Source organism: Jiella pacifica (genome assembly GCF_010500815.1).
Lineage (GTDB): Bacteria > Pseudomonadota > Alphaproteobacteria > Rhizobiales > Rhizobiaceae > Jiella > Jiella pacifica.
The window spans coordinates 25287-44688 of the sequence record NZ_JAAAMG010000006.1 but is presented as its reverse complement, the minus strand read 5'-3'; the positions used below and the strand labels follow the sequence as shown (position 1 = coordinate 44688).

24 protein-coding genes are annotated in these 19402 nt (G+C 65.9%); 5 read left to right on the top strand and 19 right to left on the bottom strand.

The features are described 5' to 3' along the window. Positions 1–4 precede the first annotated feature (4 nt). From trmB to trpS, 18 genes are all read right to left on the bottom strand, one after another. Positions 5–727, bottom strand: coding sequence for a tRNA (guanine(46)-N(7))-methyltransferase TrmB (gene trmB, locus GTK09_RS09130; RefSeq protein WP_246217803.1), 723 nt, complete (start codon positions 725–727; stop codon positions 5–7). A 153-nt stretch (positions 728–880) separates the two neighbouring features. Continuing rightward, positions 881–2149 (bottom strand): methionine adenosyltransferase, encoded by a 1269-nt coding sequence (gene metK, locus GTK09_RS09125; protein ID WP_163462849.1) that lies wholly within the window; start codon positions 2147–2149, stop codon positions 881–883. A gap of 190 nt (positions 2150–2339) precedes the next feature. Then, on the bottom strand, positions 2340–2765 hold the full coding sequence (locus GTK09_RS09120) for a helix-turn-helix domain-containing protein (RefSeq protein WP_163462848.1): 426 nt from the start codon (positions 2763–2765) through the stop codon (positions 2340–2342). Positions 2766–2901: 136 nt separating this feature from the next. Next, on the bottom strand, positions 2902–4614 hold the full coding sequence (gene lnt / locus GTK09_RS09115; protein ID WP_312869745.1) for an apolipoprotein N-acyltransferase: 1713 nt from the start codon (positions 4612–4614) through the stop codon (positions 2902–2904). Positions 4615–4793: 179 nt separating this feature from the next. Beyond that, entirely contained in the window at positions 4794–5879 is a 1086-nt protein-coding gene (locus tag GTK09_RS09110; protein ID WP_163463031.1) for a hemolysin family protein, read from the bottom strand. 77 nt (positions 5880–5956) lie between these two features. Next, positions 5957–6565 carry an rRNA maturation RNase YbeY gene (gene ybeY / locus GTK09_RS09105; RefSeq protein WP_163462846.1) on the bottom strand — a complete coding sequence of 203 codons (609 nt, stop codon included), beginning with the start codon at positions 6563–6565 and terminating at the stop codon, positions 5957–5959. A gap of 61 nt (positions 6566–6626) precedes the next feature. Continuing rightward, positions 6627–7628, bottom strand: a complete 1002-nt coding sequence (locus GTK09_RS09100) for a PhoH family protein (protein WP_246217802.1) — start codon at positions 7626–7628, stop codon at positions 6627–6629. Between the two features lie 46 nt (positions 7629–7674). Then, the gene (gene miaB, locus GTK09_RS09095; RefSeq protein ID WP_163462844.1) at positions 7675–9102 is read right to left on the bottom strand and encodes a tRNA (N6-isopentenyl adenosine(37)-C2)-methylthiotransferase MiaB; all 1428 of its coding nucleotides are present in this window, start codon (positions 9100–9102) and stop codon (positions 7675–7677) included. A 179-nt stretch (positions 9103–9281) separates the two neighbouring features. Next, the gene (gene olsA, locus GTK09_RS09090; protein ID WP_163462843.1) at positions 9282–10073 is read right to left on the bottom strand and encodes a lyso-ornithine lipid O-acyltransferase; all 792 of its coding nucleotides are present in this window, start codon (positions 10071–10073) and stop codon (positions 9282–9284) included. A gap of 97 nt (positions 10074–10170) precedes the next feature. Beyond that, complete coding sequence (locus GTK09_RS09085) at positions 10171–10698, bottom strand: GNAT family N-acetyltransferase (RefSeq protein ID WP_163462842.1); 528 nt, start codon at positions 10696–10698, stop codon at positions 10171–10173. Positions 10699–10827: 129 nt separating this feature from the next. After that, on the bottom strand, positions 10828–11583 hold the full coding sequence (gene tsaB, locus GTK09_RS09080) for a tRNA (adenosine(37)-N6)-threonylcarbamoyltransferase complex dimerization subunit type 1 TsaB (protein ID WP_163462841.1): 756 nt from the start codon (positions 11581–11583) through the stop codon (positions 10828–10830). A 19-nt stretch (positions 11584–11602) separates the two neighbouring features. Then, complete coding sequence (locus GTK09_RS09075) at positions 11603–11986, bottom strand: type II toxin-antitoxin system VapC family toxin (protein ID WP_163462840.1); 384 nt, start codon at positions 11984–11986, stop codon at positions 11603–11605. Beyond that, a complete protein-coding gene (locus GTK09_RS09070; protein WP_163462839.1) occupies positions 11983–12240 on the bottom strand; it encodes a type II toxin-antitoxin system Phd/YefM family antitoxin in 258 nt (85 codons plus the stop codon). The genes GTK09_RS09075 and GTK09_RS09070 overlap by 4 nt, the downstream gene beginning before the upstream one ends. 95 nt (positions 12241–12335) lie before the next feature. Then, the gene (locus tag GTK09_RS09065; protein ID WP_163462838.1) at positions 12336–12908 is read right to left on the bottom strand and encodes a NifU family protein; all 573 of its coding nucleotides are present in this window, start codon (positions 12906–12908) and stop codon (positions 12336–12338) included. Between the two features lie 214 nt (positions 12909–13122). Next, positions 13123–13614 carry a universal stress protein gene (locus GTK09_RS09060; protein WP_163462837.1) on the bottom strand — a complete coding sequence of 164 codons (492 nt, stop codon included), beginning with the start codon at positions 13612–13614 and terminating at the stop codon, positions 13123–13125. Between the two features lie 72 nt (positions 13615–13686). Beyond that, positions 13687–13974: a type II toxin-antitoxin system RelE/ParE family toxin gene (locus GTK09_RS09055; protein ID WP_163462836.1), complete on the bottom strand. Its 288-nt coding sequence runs from the start codon at positions 13972–13974 to the stop codon at positions 13687–13689. Then, positions 13971–14231, bottom strand: a complete 261-nt coding sequence (locus GTK09_RS09050; RefSeq protein ID WP_163462835.1) for a hypothetical protein — start codon at positions 14229–14231, stop codon at positions 13971–13973. The genes GTK09_RS09055 and GTK09_RS09050 overlap by 4 nt, the downstream gene beginning before the upstream one ends. Positions 14232–14314: 83 nt before the next feature. Then, positions 14315–15379: a tryptophan--tRNA ligase gene (gene trpS, locus GTK09_RS09045; RefSeq protein WP_163462834.1), complete on the bottom strand. Its 1065-nt coding sequence runs from the start codon at positions 15377–15379 to the stop codon at positions 14315–14317. Between the two features lie 295 nt (positions 15380–15674). Here trpS and rpmI point away from each other — a divergent pair, with 295 nt between their 5' ends. Then, on the top strand, positions 15675–15875 hold the full coding sequence (gene rpmI, locus GTK09_RS09040) for a 50S ribosomal protein L35 (RefSeq protein WP_163462833.1): 201 nt from the start codon (positions 15675–15677) through the stop codon (positions 15873–15875). A gap of 43 nt (positions 15876–15918) precedes the next feature. Beyond that, positions 15919–16338: a 50S ribosomal protein L20 gene (rplT, locus tag GTK09_RS09035; protein WP_163462832.1), complete on the top strand. Its 420-nt coding sequence runs from the start codon at positions 15919–15921 to the stop codon at positions 16336–16338. Between the two features lie 78 nt (positions 16339–16416). Here the strand turns inward: rplT and GTK09_RS09030 are convergent, their stop codons facing one another. After that, a complete protein-coding gene (locus tag GTK09_RS09030) occupies positions 16417–17118 on the bottom strand; it encodes an exopolysaccharide biosynthesis protein (RefSeq protein ID WP_312869741.1) in 702 nt (233 codons plus the stop codon). Between the two features lie 334 nt (positions 17119–17452). Here GTK09_RS09030 and pheS point away from each other — a divergent pair, with 334 nt between their 5' ends. From pheS to GTK09_RS09015, 3 genes are read left to right on the top strand one after another with little or no spacing between them, the layout of a single operon-like run. Then, positions 17453–18535, top strand: a complete 1083-nt coding sequence (pheS, locus tag GTK09_RS09025; RefSeq protein WP_163462830.1) for a phenylalanine--tRNA ligase subunit alpha — start codon at positions 17453–17455, stop codon at positions 18533–18535. 60 nt (positions 18536–18595) lie between these two features. Continuing rightward, complete coding sequence (locus tag GTK09_RS09020; protein ID WP_163462829.1) at positions 18596–18904, top strand: hypothetical protein; 309 nt, start codon at positions 18596–18598, stop codon at positions 18902–18904. Between the two features lie 25 nt (positions 18905–18929). Further along, positions 18930–19382, top strand: a complete 453-nt coding sequence (locus GTK09_RS09015) for a hypothetical protein (protein ID WP_163462828.1) — start codon at positions 18930–18932, stop codon at positions 19380–19382. Positions 19383–19402 lie beyond the last annotated feature (20 nt).

Below are 19402 nucleotides of genomic sequence, written 5' to 3'. Positions count from 1 at the left end.
ACGCTCAGCCTTCGAGCCGCCGGAACGTCAGATAGGCCGGCCGGCGCCCCTCGCGGATCGCCTTGGCCTCGTAGCGCGTGCCGAGCCAGCCCGCGAACGGCTCGTGCCAGTCGGCCGGTCGCCGTGCCGTCCATTCGAAGGCGGGATGCTCGGCGACGTGGCGCAGCGTCCAGTCGACATAGGTGTCGATGTCGGAGGCGAAGCGGAAGATCCCGCCGGGCTTCAGCACGCGGGCGAACCGGTCGAGATTCTTCGCGTTCACGAAGCGCCGCTTGAAGTGCTTCTTCTTCGGCCAGGGATCGGGATAGTTGAGGTCGACGGCATCGAGCGTGGCGTCCGGCAGCCAGTCGAGGACCAGCGTCGCATCGTCGTCGAACAGGCGGAGGTTTTCTCGCGGTGTCGCGTCAAGGGCCGAGAGCAGCTTTGCCATGCCGTTGACGAAGGGCTCGACGCCGATGAAGCCGCAGCGGAGATCCTCGCCGGAGCGATGGAGGAGATGCTCGCCGCCGCCGAAGCCGATCTCCAGGCGGAAGCGTTCGACGGGCGCCGAGAAGAGCCGTGCCAGATCGGCCGGTGCCGGCTGCGTGAGGTCCACCCGCAATTGCGGCAGCCGCATTTCGATCAGGTCGGCCTGATGCTGCCTGAGCTTCGGGCCCTTCAACCGGCCGAAGAAGGCTTCGCGGCGACGTTCGAGGTGGCCGTTCTCGGCCATGGTGGTCCGCTCCATGACGATGCGCTCGTAGAATAGGAAAGTTCGGCGCGCGAGGCGACCATGCCGCCCATCCCCGCAACAGAAAGGCCCGGCATTGGCCGGGCCTTTGTCCTCGGTCTCGGTCGCAAACGGCCGGGCTTGTCGCCGGCCGAGAGCGGATCGGCTGTGTCAGCCGTTCTTGATCGCGGCCTTCAGCTTCGGCGCGAGATCTGTCTTTTCCCACGAGAACGAGCCGTCGCGGCCGGGCTTGCGGCCGAAATGGCCGTAGGACGCGGTCTTGGCGTAGATCGGCTTGTTGAGGTCGAGGTGCTTGCGGATGCCGGTCGGCGACAGATCCATGGCGGCACGGACTGCCTTCTCGACCTGCTCCTCGGTGACGTTCTTGCCGGTGTCGTGCAGGTTGACATAGACCGAAACCGGCTGGGCGACGCCGATCGCATAGGCGATCTGGATCGTGCACTTCTCGGCAAGGCCGGCCGCGACGACGTTCTTGGCGAGATAGCGCGCCGCATAGGCGGCCGAGCGGTCGACCTTGGTCGTGTCCTTGCCGGAGAAGGCGCCGCCGCCATGGGGCGCCGCGCCGCCATAGGTGTCGACGATGATCTTGCGGCCGGTGAGGCCGGCGTCGCCGTCCGGGCCACCGATGACGAACTTGCCGGTCGGGTTGATGTACCAGACGCAGTCCTTGGCGATCGGCAGGTCGCCCATGGCTTCGCGGATATAGGGCTCGACGACCTCGCGCACCTTCTTGGAGTCCCAGGTCTCGTCGACATGCTGGGTCGACAGGACGATCGACGTCACCTCGGCCGGATCGCCGTTCTCGTAGCGGATCGTCACCTGGCTCTTGGCGTCCGGGCCGAGCTTGGCGGCTTCGCCTTCGCCGGACTTGCGGGCGGCGGCCAGGAGTTCGAGGATCTTGTGGGAATAGAAGATCGGCGCCGGCATCAGCTCCGGCGTCTCCTTGCAGGCGTAGCCGAACATGATGCCCTGGTCGCCGGCGCCCTCGGAAATGTCGTTGGCGCCCTCGGTGTCGCGCGTCTCATGGGACTTGTCGACGCCCTGGGCGATGTCGGCCGACTGGGAGTGAAGCAGCACGTCGATCTTGCAGGTCTTCCAGTGGAAGCCGTCCTGCTCGTAGCCGATGTCGCGGATGGCGCGGCGGGCCGCCGACTTGAAGCGCGACGGGTTGATCACTTCCTTGCCGTTCTTGTCGGTCTTCATCAGCGACGGAGGCAGGCGCACCTCGCCGGCGATCACGACCCGGTTGGTCGTGGCGAGGGTCTCGCACGCAATTCGTACCGACCAGGGATCGACGCCGCCCTTGCGGGCCTCGCGGTACACCAGATCGACGATTTCGTCGGAAATCCGATCGCATACCTTGTCTGGATGGCCTTCGGAGACGCTTTCGCTGGTGAAAAGGTAGTCCATGCGTGGCATTCGGTTTTCCTCTTCTCAGGGGCCGTGCAACCGCGTCGAAGCGAAGCACTCCGTATGGGTCACGGATGCACGCGCCGGCTCGAATGATATATCGGGGAGTGATATTCCCGTGGGCCGCTGCGGGTTTGCTGTATGGGCCGGCCGGCGTCAAGCCACAGAGGGCCAAAAATACGCCGAATTGGCCCGATTTTCAGCTTTTTTGGGCGTCGTCGGCGCTGCCCGCCAAGCTGCGGACGAGATCGATCACGCGCTTTCTCACCTTCGGATCGGCGATCCTGACGAAGGCCCGATTGAGCTGAAGACCCTCCGCTGTCGACAAGAAATCAACGACATAGTCGGAACCGCTCTCCTCCATTCCGCTGCGCGGAGCCGCCGCCGAACTGGGCGCGTCCTCGAAGAAATACGAGACCGGCACGGTGAGGACGTCGGAAATGTGCTGCAGGCGGCTCGCGCCGATCCGGTTCGAACCCTTTTCGTATTTCTGGACCTGCTGGAAGGTGATGCCGAGCGCTTCTCCCAGCTTCTCCTGGCTCATGCCGAGCATGGTGCGCCGCAATCTGACGCGCGAGCCGACATGGGTGTCGATGGGGTTGGGCTTCTTCTTGCTCTCCAGCATCACTCACGCCTTTTCGCTTTCGACCCCCAGTCGAAGTCGGACAGAAGCGCGGTCCTAAGGGGCGACCGGCACTTCGCACAAATAGTTCATATCCCCTTAGTAGTTTCAAACGGCGTCGCTCATTAGCGGCGGGTTGTCAATCCGTTTGCCGACTGATGAATAACCAGACGCTCACCCCAAACACGAAGGTCGCAGCGAGCAGCCCGAAAAAGGGAAGATTTCGAAGGCGGGAATAAGGCGTCGGTTCCGCCGCCGCCGGCAGTCCGGCCTCGATCGTGCCCGTCGCGCCCAGCGCCAGGGCTTCGATCTCCCGTCCGTAGGGATCTGTGACGACCGAGATCCCGGTGTTGGCGGCGCGAACCAGCGGCAGGCCGAGGGCGACGGCCGAAAGTTCGGCCAGCCGGAGATGCTGGTGGGGGCCGGGGGTCATGCCGAACCAGCCGTCATTGGTGTCGTTGACGATGAAGCCCGGCCGCTCGGCGGCGGCGCTCACGGCGATCTCGCTCGGGAAGATCGCCTCGTAGCAGATCAGCGGCAGGAAGGACGGCGCGCCCTCCAGCGGAACCGGCCGGCGTTCGGTGCCGGCCGAAAAGCCGCCCGGCATCTCGGTGAGGTTCATGATCCCGTAGCGCGCCAGGTAGCGCTCGAAGGGCAGGTACTCGCCGAAGGGGACGAGATGCACCTTGTCCCTGGCATCGACGATCTCGCCGTTGTCGTCGACGACGAGCACCGAATTGTAGAGCCGCTCGCCGCCCGACGCCATCGGCTCGATGCGCGGCGCGCCGGCGATCAGCGTCTCGCCGGGCTGGATCATGTCGGCAAGCCGCGCCACCGCCTCTGGCCGCTCGGTCAAAACGAAGGGCAGGGAGGATTCCGGCCAGACGATCAGCGTCCGGGTCTTGGGTCGCGCGTCGACGATCTGGGCCCCGACCCCCGTGCCCGCCCCGGCCGTAGTCCCGCCGACCGGCCGCCGGCTCTCGCGGCCCTTTTCGGTGACGGCGATCTGGCGGGCGAAGATTGCCTGGGCGGCCGTCTCGTCGAACTTGTCGGACTGGGCGATGTTCGCCTGGACGACGCTGACCGCGACGCCGTCGACGAAGGTCGTCGCATGGTTGGCGAGGCGGTAGGCGCCATAGCCGACATGGGCGGCGGCGACGACGACCGCCAGGGCAAGGACCGGCCCGCGGCCGTGGCGGTCGGCGAGCACCGCCGGTGCGGCGAAGACGAAGACGGCGAGCAGGCTCAGCCCGTGCAGGCCGATCAGGCTGACCGACTGCATCAGCATCGGCGTCGGGGCCGCGAGGACGCCGATCTCGTTCCACGGAAAGCCGGTGAGGACGAAGGAGCGGAGATATTCGAACGATGCCAGCGAGGCGGCGAGGATGAGGATGCGAAAGGCGCTGTCGGGCCAGAACCGCCGTGCGAGGACGGTGGCGAGGCCGAAATAGACGGCGAGCACCGCCGGCAGTCCGAGCACGGCGAAGGGAATGAAGACCGCGAAGGCGGCCGCATTCACCAGCATCGCGCTGCCGAGCCACCACAGACCGGCGACGAAATAGCCGAAGCCGAACAGCCAGCCGACGGCAAAATCGGCGATCAGTGTGCGCGCGAGCGTCGGCCGGGCGCCGACGCCGTCGAGCAGCCAGACGAGGATCGTGAAAGCGACGAAGGCCGCCGCCGGGAAGTCGAAGGGCGGCAGGGCGAGCGCCGCGCAAGCGCCGGCGGCGAGGGTGAGCAGGATGCGGCGGGCGCCTTCGAGCAGCATGACCCTGCCGGCCAGGCGTTCGAAGAACCCCCGGGCGGCCACCCTATCGCCATGGCTGATCGCCGCGCCCAATCGCCCCCGCACGCAAATGCCTCCGACCCCGACGGCCGCACTTAGCCCAGAACGCGATTGGATGCCAGATCGCTTGACCCAGCCTGATCGCGGCGCGCCGGCCATGCGCGACGGCCGACAAGGCCGGTCGGCGCGGGATCTCTCCCGACAGTCCGGCCGGCCGCTCTTGGTCGGTCCCGTGCTCCCCCGCCTCAGGCCTGGTCGGCGAGCCCCTCGACGATGCGGCGGCGCTTTTCACCCTGCCGGAAGCGGATGATCCGCACCCGCCGTACCCGGCGCGGATCGGCCTCCAGCACCTGGAACTCGAAGCCGGGTACGGCCTGAACCACCTCGCCCCGGGCCGGCACGCGGCCGAGTTCGGAGAACAGGAGACCGCCGATCGTATCGGCCTCTTCCACATATTCGGAGATGTCGAAGTCCCCGCCGATCACCTTCTTGACCTCGTCGAGAGCGGCCCTCGCATCGGCATAGAAGATGCCGTCGCCGCGCTCGGTGATCATCGGCGCCTCGTCGTCGTGCTCGTCCTCGATGTTGCCGACCACCATCTCGATGACGTCTTCCAAAGAGACGAGGCCGTCGGTGCCGCCATATTCGTCGATGACGAGGGCCATCTGGATGCGCGCCGCCTGCATCCGGGCCATCAGGTCCGTCGCCAGCATGGAGGGCGGCACAAACAGCACCTTGCGGATGATGCCGAGATCCTCGACCTTGCGGGCGAGGTTGATCTGGCGAAGGTCGAGGCCGGCGCGCGGCTTTTTGGCCGGCGCGCCGTTGCCGTTGCTCTGGGGTTTTGCCGGGCGGGCGACGCGGGTGATGTGGCCGACGACGTCGCGGATGTGGATCATGCCGCGCGGATCGTCGAGGCTCTCGCCATAGACCGGCATGCGCGAATGGCCGCTCGCCTCGAACTGCTTCATCAATTCGCCGAGCGTGGTGGTGATCTCGACCGCTCTTATGTCGGCGCGGGGCACCATGACATCCTCGACCCGGACTTCCCGGAGCCGGAGGATGTTGTTCAGCATCGCCCGCTCGGCGGGTGAGAAGGCGTCCGCTTCCGGTCCCTGGTGGAGAAGAGCCTTGGTCAGATCCTCGCGGACGAGGCGGGACATTCGCGGCCGCCACCGCTCGAACAGTCCGTCGAAGAAGCGCCGTCCGCCATTGCCGTTCGAAGACTGCGGGGGAGGGGAGGAGCGACTTCGGTCGTCGCTGCTGGCGTCGCCGCTGGCGGTCGCGGGCTCGCTGGCCTGCCGGTCCGCCGAATGGTCCTCACGTGACATCGTCTCGCTCAATGCTCTTTCGTCCTGGAAGGATAGAGGATCGACACGTCAGAAACGAGACGATCGCTCGACTTGGTTCATTCTGTTTGGTGGCTGGCCGGACGTTCCGTCGGCGAGTCGTAAGGATCGGGGATGCCGAGACCCGCGAGGATCGCGATTTCCGTCATCTCCATGGCCGCCGCCTCGTCGTCCTCGATGTGGTCGTAGCCCATGAGGTGCAGGAAGCCGTGGACGAGAAGATGGCCGATATGGTCGGCGAGCGGCTTGTCCTCGGCCGAAGCTTCGCGAGCCACCGTCTCGAAGGCGAGCAGAAGGTCGCCGGCCAGCGGGCCGGGAAGCTCGCCCGGTTCGAGCTGAACCATCGGAAAGGAGAGAATGTTGGTCGGCCGGTCCTTGCCGCGCCAGGCGCGGTTGGCCTCGGCGACCGTCGCATCGTTCGAATAGGTCACCGAGATTTCCGTCTCGATCGCTCCGGGCAGTTCCAGATGTCGGGCTGCCGCAGCGAGTGCCCGACGTGTCAGGGCGGCGAGTTCCTCTTGGCCGAAAGCGTCGGTCCAGGCCTCGTCCTCGACTGCGATCGCCACCGTCAGCGCGGCAAACCCGGGCAGGGGCGGAGGGACGGCCGTCTCCTCATCCTCCGCGGACGCCTCTGGTGGCGCCGCCTCGCGATCTGATCTCGTCTCCATGCCTTCTCGGCTTTCCCGCCGTGTCGTTTGCCGGCTCACCAAGCTCTCGTCCGTTCGTTCTTCATCGGTCGAGAGGCGAGCCGCCCGTGTTCCGCTGCTCGGTCGCGTCCCGCTCATAGGCCTCGACGATTGCCTGGACCATCGGATGGCGCACCACGTCCTTGGCCTCGAAGCGCACGGTGACGACGTTCGGCACGCCTTCGAGAACCCGCAAAGCTTCCACCAGACCGGATTTCTGGCCGGGCGGCAGGTCGATCTGCGAGGGATCGCCGGTCACAGCCATGCGGGCGTTCTCGCCGAGGCGGGTGAGGAACATCTTCATCTGCATCGACGTGGTGTTCTGCGCCTCGTCGAGGATCACCGCGGCGTTGGCCAGCGTGCGGCCGCGCATGAAGGCGAGCGGCGCGATCTCGATGGCCCCCGCCGCCAATGCCCGCTCGACCTTCTCGACCGGCATCATGTCGTGCAGCGCGTCGTAGAGCGGCCGCAGATACGGATCGACCTTCTCCTTGAGATCGCCCGGCAGGAAGCCGAGACGCTCGCCCGCCTCGACGGCCGGTCGGGTCAGGATGATGCGGTCGACCTGGCCGCGCTCGAGCAGCTGCGCGGCGTGGGCGACGGCCAGATAGGTCTTGCCGGTACCCGCCGGCCCGACGCCGAACACCAGTTCGGCCCGGTCCAGCGCCCGCATGTAGGCGTCCTGGGTCGGCGTTCGCGCGTGGATCGTCTTCTTGCGGGTGGAGATCTGGGCGAGCGCCATCCGGCCCTTCCTCTCCAGCGTCGGCAGAACCAGCTGATCGTCCTGGGCGATCGCCATGCGCACCGCGCCGTCGACATCCTTCGGCCCGATGTCGGCGCTGCCCTGCAGGCGGTCGTAGAGATGGTCGAGGGCTCGCCGGGCCTGCTCGACGGCGGCGGCTTCGCCGCGGATCTCGACCTTGTTGCCGCGCGCCCGCGCGTCGACGCCGAGCTTCTGCTCGATCAGGGCCAGATGCTCGTCGAATTGGCCGAACAGCTGGCTGGCCAGCCGGTTGTCCTCGAAGTTGAGAACGATGTGCGCCATGTCCGAGGCGCCCTGTTTTAAAGTCTGTCTCGGATCGGGCGTCACGTTACGCGGCAACCGGGCCTCCTGTGAGGGCGCTTCTGGCATCGGAGGCGCCCACGGCGATCAGCGAATTGGCGACGGCGCCGGCAATTTCGACGGTCACGACGTCGCCGACGGTGCCGGCATTCTCATCCATGACAACCGGCTGCAGATAGGGCGAGCGACCGACGATCTGGCCCGGCCGTCGGCCGGGCTTGTCGACGAGGACGCTCAAGCTCTTGCCGACGAGGCTTTCGGAAAACGCCTGCTGCTGACAGCGCAGAAGGTCTTGGAGGCGGGCGAGGCGTTCAGCTTTGACCGCCTCGTCGACATGGCCGGGCAGCTCGGCGCCGGGCGTTCCGGGCCGGGGCGAATACTTGAACGAAAACGCCGAGGCGTAGCCGACCGCCTCGATGAGGCGCATGGTCGCCTCGAAATCCTTATCGCTTTCGCCGGGAAAGCCGACGATGAAGTCGCCCGACAGCGCGATATCCGGCCGCGCCGTGCGGATGCGCTCGATCAACCGCAGATAGTCGTCGCCGGTGTGGCGGCGGTTCATGGCTTTCAAAATGGTATCGGAGCCCGACTGCACCGGCAGGTGCAGATAGGGCATCAACTCCGGCAGATCGCGATGGGCGGCGATCAGCTCGTCGTCCATGTCGCGGGGATGGGACGTCGTGTAGCGCAGCCGGTCGAGGCCCGGGATCTCGGCGAGGGCATACAGCAGCCCGCCGAGGCCGATCGGCCGGCCGGCGGCGTCCTCGCCGTGCCAGGCATTGACGTTCTGGCCGAGCAGCGTCGCCTCGCGCACGCCGGCGTCGGCGAGACGGCGGGCCTCGTCGAGGATCTGGGCGAGCGGCCGGGAGACCTCGGCGCCGCGGGTATAGGGGACGACGCAGAAGGTGCAGAACTTGTCGCAGCCCTCCTGCACGGTCAGGAAGGCGGTGACGCCGCGGGCGCTGATTTCGCGCTTGCCTGCCTTCGGCAGATGCTCGAACTTGTCCTCGACGGCATAGTCCGTCTCGACCACGCGCTCGCCCTTGTCGACCCGCAGCAGCGCGTCGGGGAGGCGGTGATAGGTCTGCGGCCCGATGACGAGGTCGACGATCGGCGCCCGGGCGATGATCTCCCGGCCTTCCGCCTGGGCGACGCAGCCGGCGACGGCGACGCGGGTGTCCTTGCCCATGGCGGCGCGCTCGGCCTTCATCACGCGGATGCGGCCGAGCTCGGAATAGATCTTCTCGGCGGCCTTTTCACGGATGTGGCAGGTGTTGAGGAGAACGAGATCGGCGTCCTCCATTGCCTCGGTCGCCACATAGCCGCCCGTCGCCAGCGCATCGCCCATGCGTTGGCTGTCGTAGACGTTCATCTGGCAGCCATATGTCTTGATGAAGACCTTGCGCGAACCGGCTCGCTCTGTCGGCGAAATTGTCGCTTGCCTCGTATCGCTCATGCGCCCTTCAGTTCAGGCTCTCGTTCATTGCGGTCGGACGCCTGAACGTCCGAAACTCTCGTCCTGCCTCGAGGTCTAACGCCATATATCGACGGCATCGTGGCTTTGCGCAAGCGTCGGCGGCAGCTTTTCCCTCTCGGCCCGAGGGGCAGGGCCCAACGCTGGCACTCGCAAACACCTCAGGGGCGCCCGGCGAGGGCGCCCGCCAGAAGCCGCCGGACGGTCTCCTCGGCGCTCCGGGCGACCGCCTTGCGATCGGATGCGCCGGTGAAGGTCAAAGGTTCGCCGAAGACGACCGTCGCGTCGATGGCGCCTTCCTTGAGGAAGCCGAGGAGGTGCGGCGCGAGTTCGACGTCGCCCGGCCATGCGGCAACCGGGCGATGATAGCGGCCGAGCGGAAGGCCGCTCGCATGGGTATAAGCGACGGCGACGGGCTGAACCAGCACCGAGCCGGAGGTGGAATCGCGCAGCGCCATCTGGGCGGCGCCGAACAGCGCCGTGCGGAACGGCAGGACCTCGTTGCCGTCCGACGTCGTTCCCTCGGCGAACAGCACCATGGCGTCGCCTTCCGACAGCCGCTCGGCGATCTGCGAGGCGTGGCGGCCGGTACGACCGCGCGCCTCGCGCTCGACGAAGACGGTGCGCTGCAGCTTTGCCAGAAGGCCGAAGGCCGGCCAGGAGCTGACTTCCGCCTTGGCGATGAAGGACAGGGGCATCACCCGGCCGAGCACCATGATGTCCGACCAGGACTGGTGGTTCGAGACGAGAAGCAGCGGCCGCCCACTTGCCGGCTTTCCAACCACCGTCACCTTCACGCCAGCGACGTGGCAGGCGACGACGTGCCAGAGATGCGGAAGCTTCCTCTGCAGCGGCCAGCCCCGGCGCATGGCGAGCGCCTGCAGCGGCCACAGCAGCAGGGTCTGGGCAACGAGGACGGAGGCGACGAAGGCGACACGCAGCCGGGCGATCATGACGGCTCGCTCGATCGGCGTCTGCGCATTCTCTGGCGGGGCATGGCGGGGGTGCTGCGTTTGGGAGAAATCGTCGGTCTCTTGCGCCGCCGCCCGTTCAGCTGGACAGGCTCCGTTTCAGGGTGAGGGCGCTGGTCCGCCGACCATCGGGATGGTGATAATAGGCGGGGCGGCGCCCCACTTCCTCGAAACGCAGCCGCTTGTAAAGCCTCAGGGCCGCCTCGTTCTCCTCGTCGACTTCGAGAAACAGCGATTGGGCCCGCTCGGCATGGAGCTTCTGCAGCACGTGATCCATCAGCAGTCGCCCGATGCCGGCGCGGCGACTGCGCGGCGCGACGGTGATCGTCAGGATCTCGGCCTCGCCGGCGATGTTGCGGGCGAGGACGAAGCCGAGCGGCCCGGCCTGGGGCGCTCCGAGGTGCCGGGCAACATAGCCGAAGCTGCCCCGCTGGGCGAGAAGGGTGCCGAGTTCGTCGCCCGACCAGGGCTGGTCGAAGGCTTCGCTGTGGAGCTCGGCGGCGGCGTCGAGCTGCTCGTCGGTGAGTTCCATCACCACCGGCTCGCCATGGCCGAGAAAGGTCTCGAGCCAACTCGCCGTCCAGACCCAAGGCAAGAACCAATACATGACGCGATCCTCCCACCGCCGGGCCGCTGCAACCTTCGAGATGCGATCGAGCGACGCATCCGAGGATGGGCCGGACGATATTGCCGGACAGGCCCCTTCACCGAATTCACTATGATATCCGAGGGCCGATTAGGGAATGCTTTCCATCGGCGCGTGGCGCAGCGACGGCGCGGAGGACGGCTTGGCATCGGCACTCCTCAGATAGAGCGGACGCGGCGGCTCCCCGGCCGGCGCCCGGGCGCCGAGCCGGGCGAGGATCTCCGGGTCGATCCGGTCGGTCTCGCCGGCGATGATCGTTTCGATGCCTGGGAGATGCGCTTGGGCGATTGCCGCGCCACTGCCGACGAGGCGAAGAAGCGGGCCACCGGCTTCGCCACCCGCGGCATGCAAGGCTTCGGCAGGTCCGGCGAGAAACGCCTCGAGGCGTGACGGCTGGAGCGCGGCCGAGCCGGCGATCAGCCGGCCGCCGGCGGAAAACAGCGACGCATAGATCTCGCCCCGCCTGGCGTCGATGACGGCGAGAATCGGCGACGCATTCGCGCCGGTATCCTTGCTCGCGAGAGCGCCCTTCGCGATGGCCTCCAATGTCGAGATCCCAATTGCCGGAATGTCGAGCGCCAGCGCCAGGCCGCGCGCCGCCGCGACGCCGACGCGGATGCCGGTGAAGGAGCCGGGACCGATGGTCACGACGATGCGGGACAGGTCGCCATAGGTGGCTCCGGCCTCGGTGAAGACCTCGTCGATGACGCTGGTGAGACGCTCCGCATGGCCCGTACCGATGTCGGGCTCTGCGGCCGCCAGCAGCCGGCCCTCGCCGGACGGATCGAAGACGGCGGCCGTGCAACGGGCGAATGCGGTGTCGAGGGCGAGGATCAACGGGGGCATGGAAGTCTCGGGGAACGGATCAGAGGGCCGCTGCGATGTCTGTCTGTGAAAAATCGCTGCCGATGTAGAGCAACGGGCAGTCGAGACGTCGGGCAAGTTCATAGGCGAAGCAATCGCCGTAGTTCAGTCGTGCCGGGTGAAAACCCTTTCCCCAAAGCCGATAGGCGTCAGCGGCCCGAGCCGCTGCCTTCTCGTCGAGCGTGACCACCTCGAACTCGCCTTCCACGATGACACGTCGCATCTCGTCCGCAAGCGTTCGACGCTGCGCAACGATCATCGCCTCTGCGAATTTGCTCGCGGAAATCGAAATCCGATCGGCAAGAGCGATGGCTTCGATGCAGGACTGCGCCAACGCTTCTTCGAGGAGGATTGCCATCAAAGCGGAGGTGTCGACGACGATCACCCTGGCAGGCCATCGTCGTCATAGAGGAAATCTTGGCTGCGCGCTGCGGAGGGGCCGGGTGTGGCATTGCGGCGCGCAGACCGCTGGATTTCTTCCAGCAAGGCACGCCGCGACATCGCTTTCGATGGCTCGTCTATCGGCAAAAGCCGTATGCGAGCCCTGCCATCATGGGTCAGAATGACCTCTTCGCCTGTTTCGGCTCGGCGGACGAGATCGTCCAGTTGTCCTTCGGCCTCGGCGATAGACACTTTCATGTCGCGCATCCTTCGCGCTTCAAGGAAATCTCAGCCTAAGTCATCAGCGTGGCTGACACGACGCAACTAGGTTTCCGCCTGCCTCACGGCCGGCCTCAAGCCGCCTCGACGGCCTCCACCGACTGCACTTCCGGCACGAAGTGCCGCAACAGGTTCTGGATGCCGTGCTTCAGCGTCGCGGTCGAGGACGGGCAGCCCGAGCAGGCGCCGCGCATGTTCAGATAGACCGTACCGTCCTTGAAGCCGCGGAAGGTGATGTCGCCGCCGTCCTGGGCGACGGCGGGGCGCACCCGCGTCTCCAGCAGTTCCTTGATCGTCGCCACGGTGTTTTCGTCGCCGGCCTCGAAGAACTCGTCGCCGTCGCTGACGGTCGATGCCCCGGCGGGTGCCATGACCGGCTCGCCGGCCATGAAGTGCTCCATCAGATTGGCGAGGATCGCCGGCTTCAGGTGCTGCCACTCGGCGGTGCTCTTCGTCACGGTGACGAAGTCGTAGCCGAAGAAGACGCTGGAGATTTCCGGGATCGCCATCAGCCGGGCCGCCAGCGGAGAGCGGGCCTCGGCGTCCGCCATCGAGGAGAATTCCTCGGTGCCGCGCTCAACGACCACCCGGCCGGGCAGGAACTTCAGGGTCGCTGGATTGGGTGTCACTTCGGTCTGGATGAACATCGTCTTTAACCTCTCGCCGGCCGGCCGGTCGTTTGGCCCGGGCGCTCTTTTGAATTGTTCCAAAGATATCGGTCTTCGGCCGTCACGGCAAGAAATGGGTATTCCGGCGGCCGATGTCAGCATGCGGACGAGGCGGGTTTCGTCCGGTATGATCGATCGGGCTCATCCTTCCGGCCCCCTCTCACAACATGCAGCCCATTGCGACAGGGATCGCTCAGCAGAGGCTGATGATTTCCTCGTCGGTCAGGGACGCCGGAACGATCGTCACCGGGATCGGGAAGGCTGCGCCCTTTCCGGCGACGGCCGAAACCAGCGGCCCCGGTCCTTCGCCCGCTTCACCGGCGGCCAGGACGAGGATGGCGATCTCGCGATCGGCCTCGATCTGGGCGTGGATCTCCTCGATGATCTTGCCCTCGCGGATCACCCCCTCCGGCTCGATGCCGACAACCTCGCGCAGATCCTCGGCGACCTTGGCGAGGGCGTTTTCCGCCTCCTCCTGGGCCTCGGCCCGCATCAGCTTCTCGACGCCCAGCCAATGTTGGAAGTCGCCCGGCTCGATGACGTAGAGCAGCACTGCCCCGCCGCCGCTCGCCTTGGCCCGATAGGCGGCATAGGAGGCCGCCCTTGTGCATTCGGGCGTGCCGTCGATGATCGCCAGGAACTTGCGCTTGCCGCCCGCTTCGCGGCCTATCCGTTTTGAAACCATGGGCGCTAAAATGGCCGGAGTGGAGGCCGGCGGCAAGATGGAGGTGGTGAAGCTCGGCGAACTACCGACTTTCTAAGAGCCCTCGACTGGATCTTTACGCCGTTGATGTCGGACGTCGAGCACGACCAGATCGGAACCGACGATCCGGTAATGCACGCAATACGACGTTCGCAGAACGAGTTTCTGCCGTACGCCTGCAGATCTCGTTGGTCGTCCGATCGAGTTTCGGGCCAGAAGCGCGATGGCGTCGCTGATCCGTTTCTCCAATGCGAGGGCCGCTTGCTCGTTGCGTGCGGCGAGGTAGGAGAGGGCTTCGTCGAATTCCCGGAGAGCTTTCGTCTCCCAGACGATTCGCTTCATTCGGCGGCGTCGCGGCTCGCCCGAGCGATCGTGCGGCGAAGTTGCTCACGTGCCTCCTCGTGAGGGATAACGTTGCCGGCCTCGGCATTTTGCAGCCGCTCCTGCAACTCGCGGATCTCCGCCATCTCGGCATCGAAATGATCCTTGAGCATCACCTCCAGATAGACCTCCGGCGGATGCCCCGAGGCCTCGCAAAGCGCGCGGAGCATCTTCGCGGCCGAACCTTGAAGGGTGATCGTCAGCTTTTCCGCGGCCATCGTGGTTCTCCCGCTGGATCTTCACCACCACCATAAGGTCGAATGGCGAACCCCGCCACGGCTTGGCCGCGAAGGCACCCGTGTCACTGCAGGAAGCCGACGATCTCCTTCACGTCGGCCATGGTCTTCTCGGCGATGGCGCCGGCCCGTTCGCCGCCGTCCTTCAGCACCGCGTCGATATGGCCGGGATCGTCGATCAGCCGGCGCATTTCGGCGTTGATCGGGGCGAGCCTTTCGACCGCCAGATCGGCCAGCGCCGGCTTGAACTCGGAAAACTGCCGGCCGCCGAATTCCGCCAGCACCTCGGCCTTGGTCGTCTCGGCCAGGGCCGCATAGATGCCGACGAGATTGTCGGCCTCCGCCCGGCCTGCAAGGCCTGCGACTTCGGAGGGCAGGGCGTCCGGGTCGGTCTTGGCCTTCTTGATCTTGCGGGCGATCTGCTCGGCGTCGTCGGTGAGGTTGATGCGGGAGAGATCGGACGGGTCGGACTTCGACATCTTCTTCGAGCCGTCCTTGAGGCTCATGATCCGGGTCGCCGGCCCCTCGATCAGCGGCTCGGTGATCGGGAAATAGCCGTTGACGGTTTCCTCTCCCATCTGGATGGGCGTTGCGAGACCTGCCGCCGCGATCTTGTCCGAAAAGTCGTTGTTGAACTTGATGGCGATGTCGCGGGTCAGCTCCAGATGCTGCTTCTGGTCGTCGCCAACGGGCACGTGCGTCGCGCGGTACAGCAGGATGTCGGCGGCCATCAGGCTCGGATAGGCGAGCAGGCCGAGGGAAGCGTTCTCGCGGTCCTTGCCGGCCTTTTCCTTGAACTGGGTCATCCGGTTCATCCAGCCGATGCGGGCGACGCAGTTGAAGATCCAGGCGAGTTCGGCATGGCCGGACACCCGGCTCTGGTTGAAGACGATGTGGCGCTTCGGATCGATGCCGGCGGCGAGGAACGCCGCGGTGATCGAGCGGATCTGGCCCTTCAGATCGTCGTGGACCAGCTGCGCGGTGATCGAATGGAGATCGACCACGCAATAGATGCAGTCCTGGCTCTCCTGCAGGGCGACGAACTTGCGGATCGCGCCGAGATAGTTGCCAAGATGCAGGTTTCCGGTGGGTTGCACGCCGGAAAAGACGCGGGGGGCAAAGGCGCTCATGGGGCGGCTCCGAGGGCGAGCTTCAACTGACATTGGCGGGCCTTATGGCGGAGGGCGGGGCGGCGATCAAGCACGGGGCGGGAAGGAGCATGAAGCCTCCATTCGTTCGGCCGAGACCCTTGCGCATTCCCCGCCTCTCGCGTATGAGACCCGCGTTCAGACGAGAGCCGGCCGGCAGGGCATGCCGTGGCGGCTCCTAATGCTGTTCGCGACACTTCCTTCCCAGAAGGCAAGTCATCAGGCCGCCGCGAGACGGTTCGGCCGACGTCGCGATCCTCTTAATCAGGAGAGCAAAATGCCCAAGATGAAGACCAAGGCGAGCGCCAAGAAGCGCTTCCGCATGACCGCCAACGGCCACGTCAAGGCGGGTGCCGCCGGCAAGCGCCACGGCATGATCAAACGCTCCAACGACTTCATTCGCGACGCGCGCGGCACGATGATTCTGTCGAAGCCCGACGAGCGGATCGTCAAGACCTACATGCCCTACAACCGCTGAGCGGCGCGTTTCCGGCATTCTAGAGATTTCAGGAGTTTAGATCATGGCACGCGTCAAACGGGGCGTTACGTCCCACGCCAAGCACAAGAAGGTTCTCAAGCAGGCCAAGGGCTTCTACGGCCGCCGCAAGAACACCATCCGCACCGCCAAGGCCGCCGTCGATCGGTCGAAGCAGTATGCGACCCGCGACCGCAAGGTGAAGAAGCGGAACTTCCGCGCCCTTTGGATCCAGCGCATCAACGCCGCGGTCCGCGAGCACGGCCTGACCTATGGCCGCTTCATCGACGGTCTGGCCAAGGCCGGCATCGAGGTCGATCGCAAGGTCCTGTCGGACATCGCGATCCACGAGCCGGAGGCCTTCGCGGCGCTCTGTGAGCAGGCCAAGGCGGCGCTCGCTTATCTGAAAGAGAGCGAGTTTCCGAACGCCTATGAGCGCGCGGTCGGCGAGAAGCAGGCGGCCTGAGTCGCGACGCCTCTTCCAGGTACTGAATGTAAACGAGACCCGCGGCGCAATCCGCGGGTCTTTTTCGTCGAGGCCGACTCACCGCAAGGAATCCGCAAACGCGCCGATCCAGCCCCAGAGATCCCGGGCAAGGACGAGTCCGTATTCGACGAGGGCAACGACGATGCCCCAGACGACGCCGACGGAGATCGCAACCATGGCCGTGCCGGCGATGATCCACAGGCCGTCGCGCTCGAGAATGCCGAAAGCGAAGATGCAGATCGCCAGGGCCGGCAGGAAATTGCCGAGCGGGATCGGCAGGATCAGAATGATCGCCAAGGCAAGGCAGAGGAGCCCGACCACACGCTCTGCGGGGGGGTGAACCAGGAAGCCGAGGCGCGGCGCCAGGATCCGTTCGGCGCGCGCGATCCACGGTGCGGAGCGCTCGACGACGGCCGACAGGTCGCTGCGACGCAGAGACCTCCTCGCGATTATGCTGGGAAGCCATGGCTTGAAGCCGAAGCTCATCTGAGCGGCGAGGAAGATCAGCGGCACGCCGAGGATGCTCGATGTGCCGGGCGGCATCGGCAGGAGGTTCGGCAGGGCGAACAGGAAGAGCAGGGCTCCGAAGGCGCGCTCGCCCGTCGCCACGAAGAGATCGCTGATCGCGATCCGCTCCCTTGATGCATCGCAGACGAGGCCCGTCAGAATGGCGGACAGGCGCGGCCCTCTCGCGTTTTTAACGCCGCCAGTCGGTCCGGAAGGTGAAAGGCCGGCGGGATCTGGGATGTGCTCGATCACGTCACTACGCATTCGAAGAGGTGTGTTTCCGGTTGCCGAAACCGACCTTGCGAGGTGCCGCTGCTGCCAGCCGTCCTGCCGATCCGGCCCCGGTCCGCGCTGACATAGAGAATGGATCGTGTCAGAATGATGGGGCAGCCGGTGGAACCCGGCGGCGGCGGCCGGTGCGCCGGTCCTGCCTTTTCCGATCGTGCCCCTTCAAAGGCTTTGCCCGGATGCCGGTTTCATCCGCCATCAACCCGTTGGCTGGCCGCTGCGCTTCCATCACGGTGTCCCTTGCGCTAACGAGGCGCCGAATGGCCGCCCCGCCGGCATGACAATCTTGGAGTGACGCGTGAGCGAGACGCTTGAGACCGAGCTGATCCAGAAGATCGAACAGGCGGAAGACGAAGCCGCGCTGGAAGCCATCCGCATTGCCGAGCTCGGCAAGAAGGGCCGGATCTCCGAGATGATGAAGGGGCTCGGCAAGATGAGCCCGGAGGAGCGCAAGGAGGCGGGCCCGCGGCTCAACGGCCTGCGCGACAGCGTGCAGGAGGCGATCGCGGCCAAGCGCGAGGTGCTGGCCGAGGCGGCGACCGCGGCGCGGCTTGCGGCCGAGCGCGTCGACGTGACGCTGCCCGTTCGCCAGGGTGCGGCGTCGCGCGGGCGGATCCATCCGATTTCCCAGGTGATCGACGAGATCACCGCGATCTTCGCCGACATGGGGTTCTCGATCGCCGAAGGGCCGGACATCGAGACCGACTACTACAATTTCACCGCGCTGAACTTTCCCGAGGGCCATCCCGCCCGCGAGATGCACGACACGTTTTTCCTGGCTCCCGACGAGACCGGCGAGTGCAAGGTGCTGCGCACCCACACCTCGCCGGTGCAGATCCGCACCATGGAGACGCAGAAGCCGCCGATCCGCATCGTCATTCCGGGCAAGACCTACCGGCAGGATTCCGACGCCACGCACACGCCGATGTTCCATCAGGTCGAGGGCCTGGTGGTCGACACGACGTCGAACATCGCCAACATGAAGTGGGTGCTGGAAGAGTTCTGCAAGACCTTCTTCGAGGTGCCGCAGCTGAAGATGCGGTTCCGCCCGTCCTTCTTCCCCTTCACCGAGCCGTCGATGGAGGTCGACATCCAGTGCGACCGGTCGAAGCCCGGCGAAGTGCGCTTCGGCGAGGGCTCGGACTGGATGGAGATCCTCGGCTGCGGCATGGTCCATCCCAACGTCCTGCGCGCCGGCGGGCTCGACCCGGACGTCTATCAGGGCTTTGCCTGGGGCATGGGCATCGATCGCATTGCCATGCTGAAATATGGGATGCCGGATCTCAGGGCCTTCTTCGACGCCGACGTCCGCTGGCTGGAGCACTACGGCTTCCGCCCGCTCGACATGCCGACGCTGTTCGGGGGGCTGAGCCAGGGGTGAGGCGGCGAAGGGGGATGTGATAGTGTCGGCCTAGCAGCGTTCCTCGGAAGGAATCACGCCATGTCATCGCTCAAGCATGCGACGCTTTCGACGGAAGACGCGGAAGGACTGATCCTCTCGGTGGTTCGAAAGAGGCTCGATGGGTTCGGACTCGTTGGGGCCACCGTCGTCGAGGAGCCTGGTTTTGACGGCGCGCCGATCTTCCGGATCGTTGCCACGGTGGAGCGTCCGGTCTCGGCAAAGGCCGTGATCAGCGTGACCGCGGAGGCGAATGGATTGCTGTGGACGAGAGGTGACGAGCGTTTCGTCATCCTCTCCACCGAGATGCGAAACGCGCCCGAGGAGCCACCGGAAGAGGACTTCGACTAGAATGTCCCCCGGATCGATGGGACGCATGCTGGAAGCTGCCGACCTGCTTGTGAGCGAGGGAGCGCGAAACGTCGTCTTTCGCAGACGTGCGATCAGTGCCGCTTACTATGCCATCTTTCACGCGGTCGCGAAGCTCTGTGCGGACTATGTGGCACGCTCTGCTCATCAGGGATCGGAGGACTATCAGCGTGTGTATCGCGCCCTCGATCACGGGCCGATGAGAAACGTCTTCGCAAGGCCGCCTTTCAGCGTCGATGAGAGAACGCGCCAAATCAGCGCGGCGTTCTTGATGTTGCAGGCCGAACGTCATCGCGCCGACTACATGCCGGCGATGAAGGGGATGTTTTCAGTCGCCAGGACGAAGGAACTCGTCGCGGTCGCTCGTGAAGCCGTCGAGGACATCGAAGGTATCGATGCCGGAGACGATTTTCGCCGCAAGCTGGCCATCAGCCTGCTTTTCAAGGAGCGGGGTTGGTAAAGTTTCTGCGCCGCGGCGAT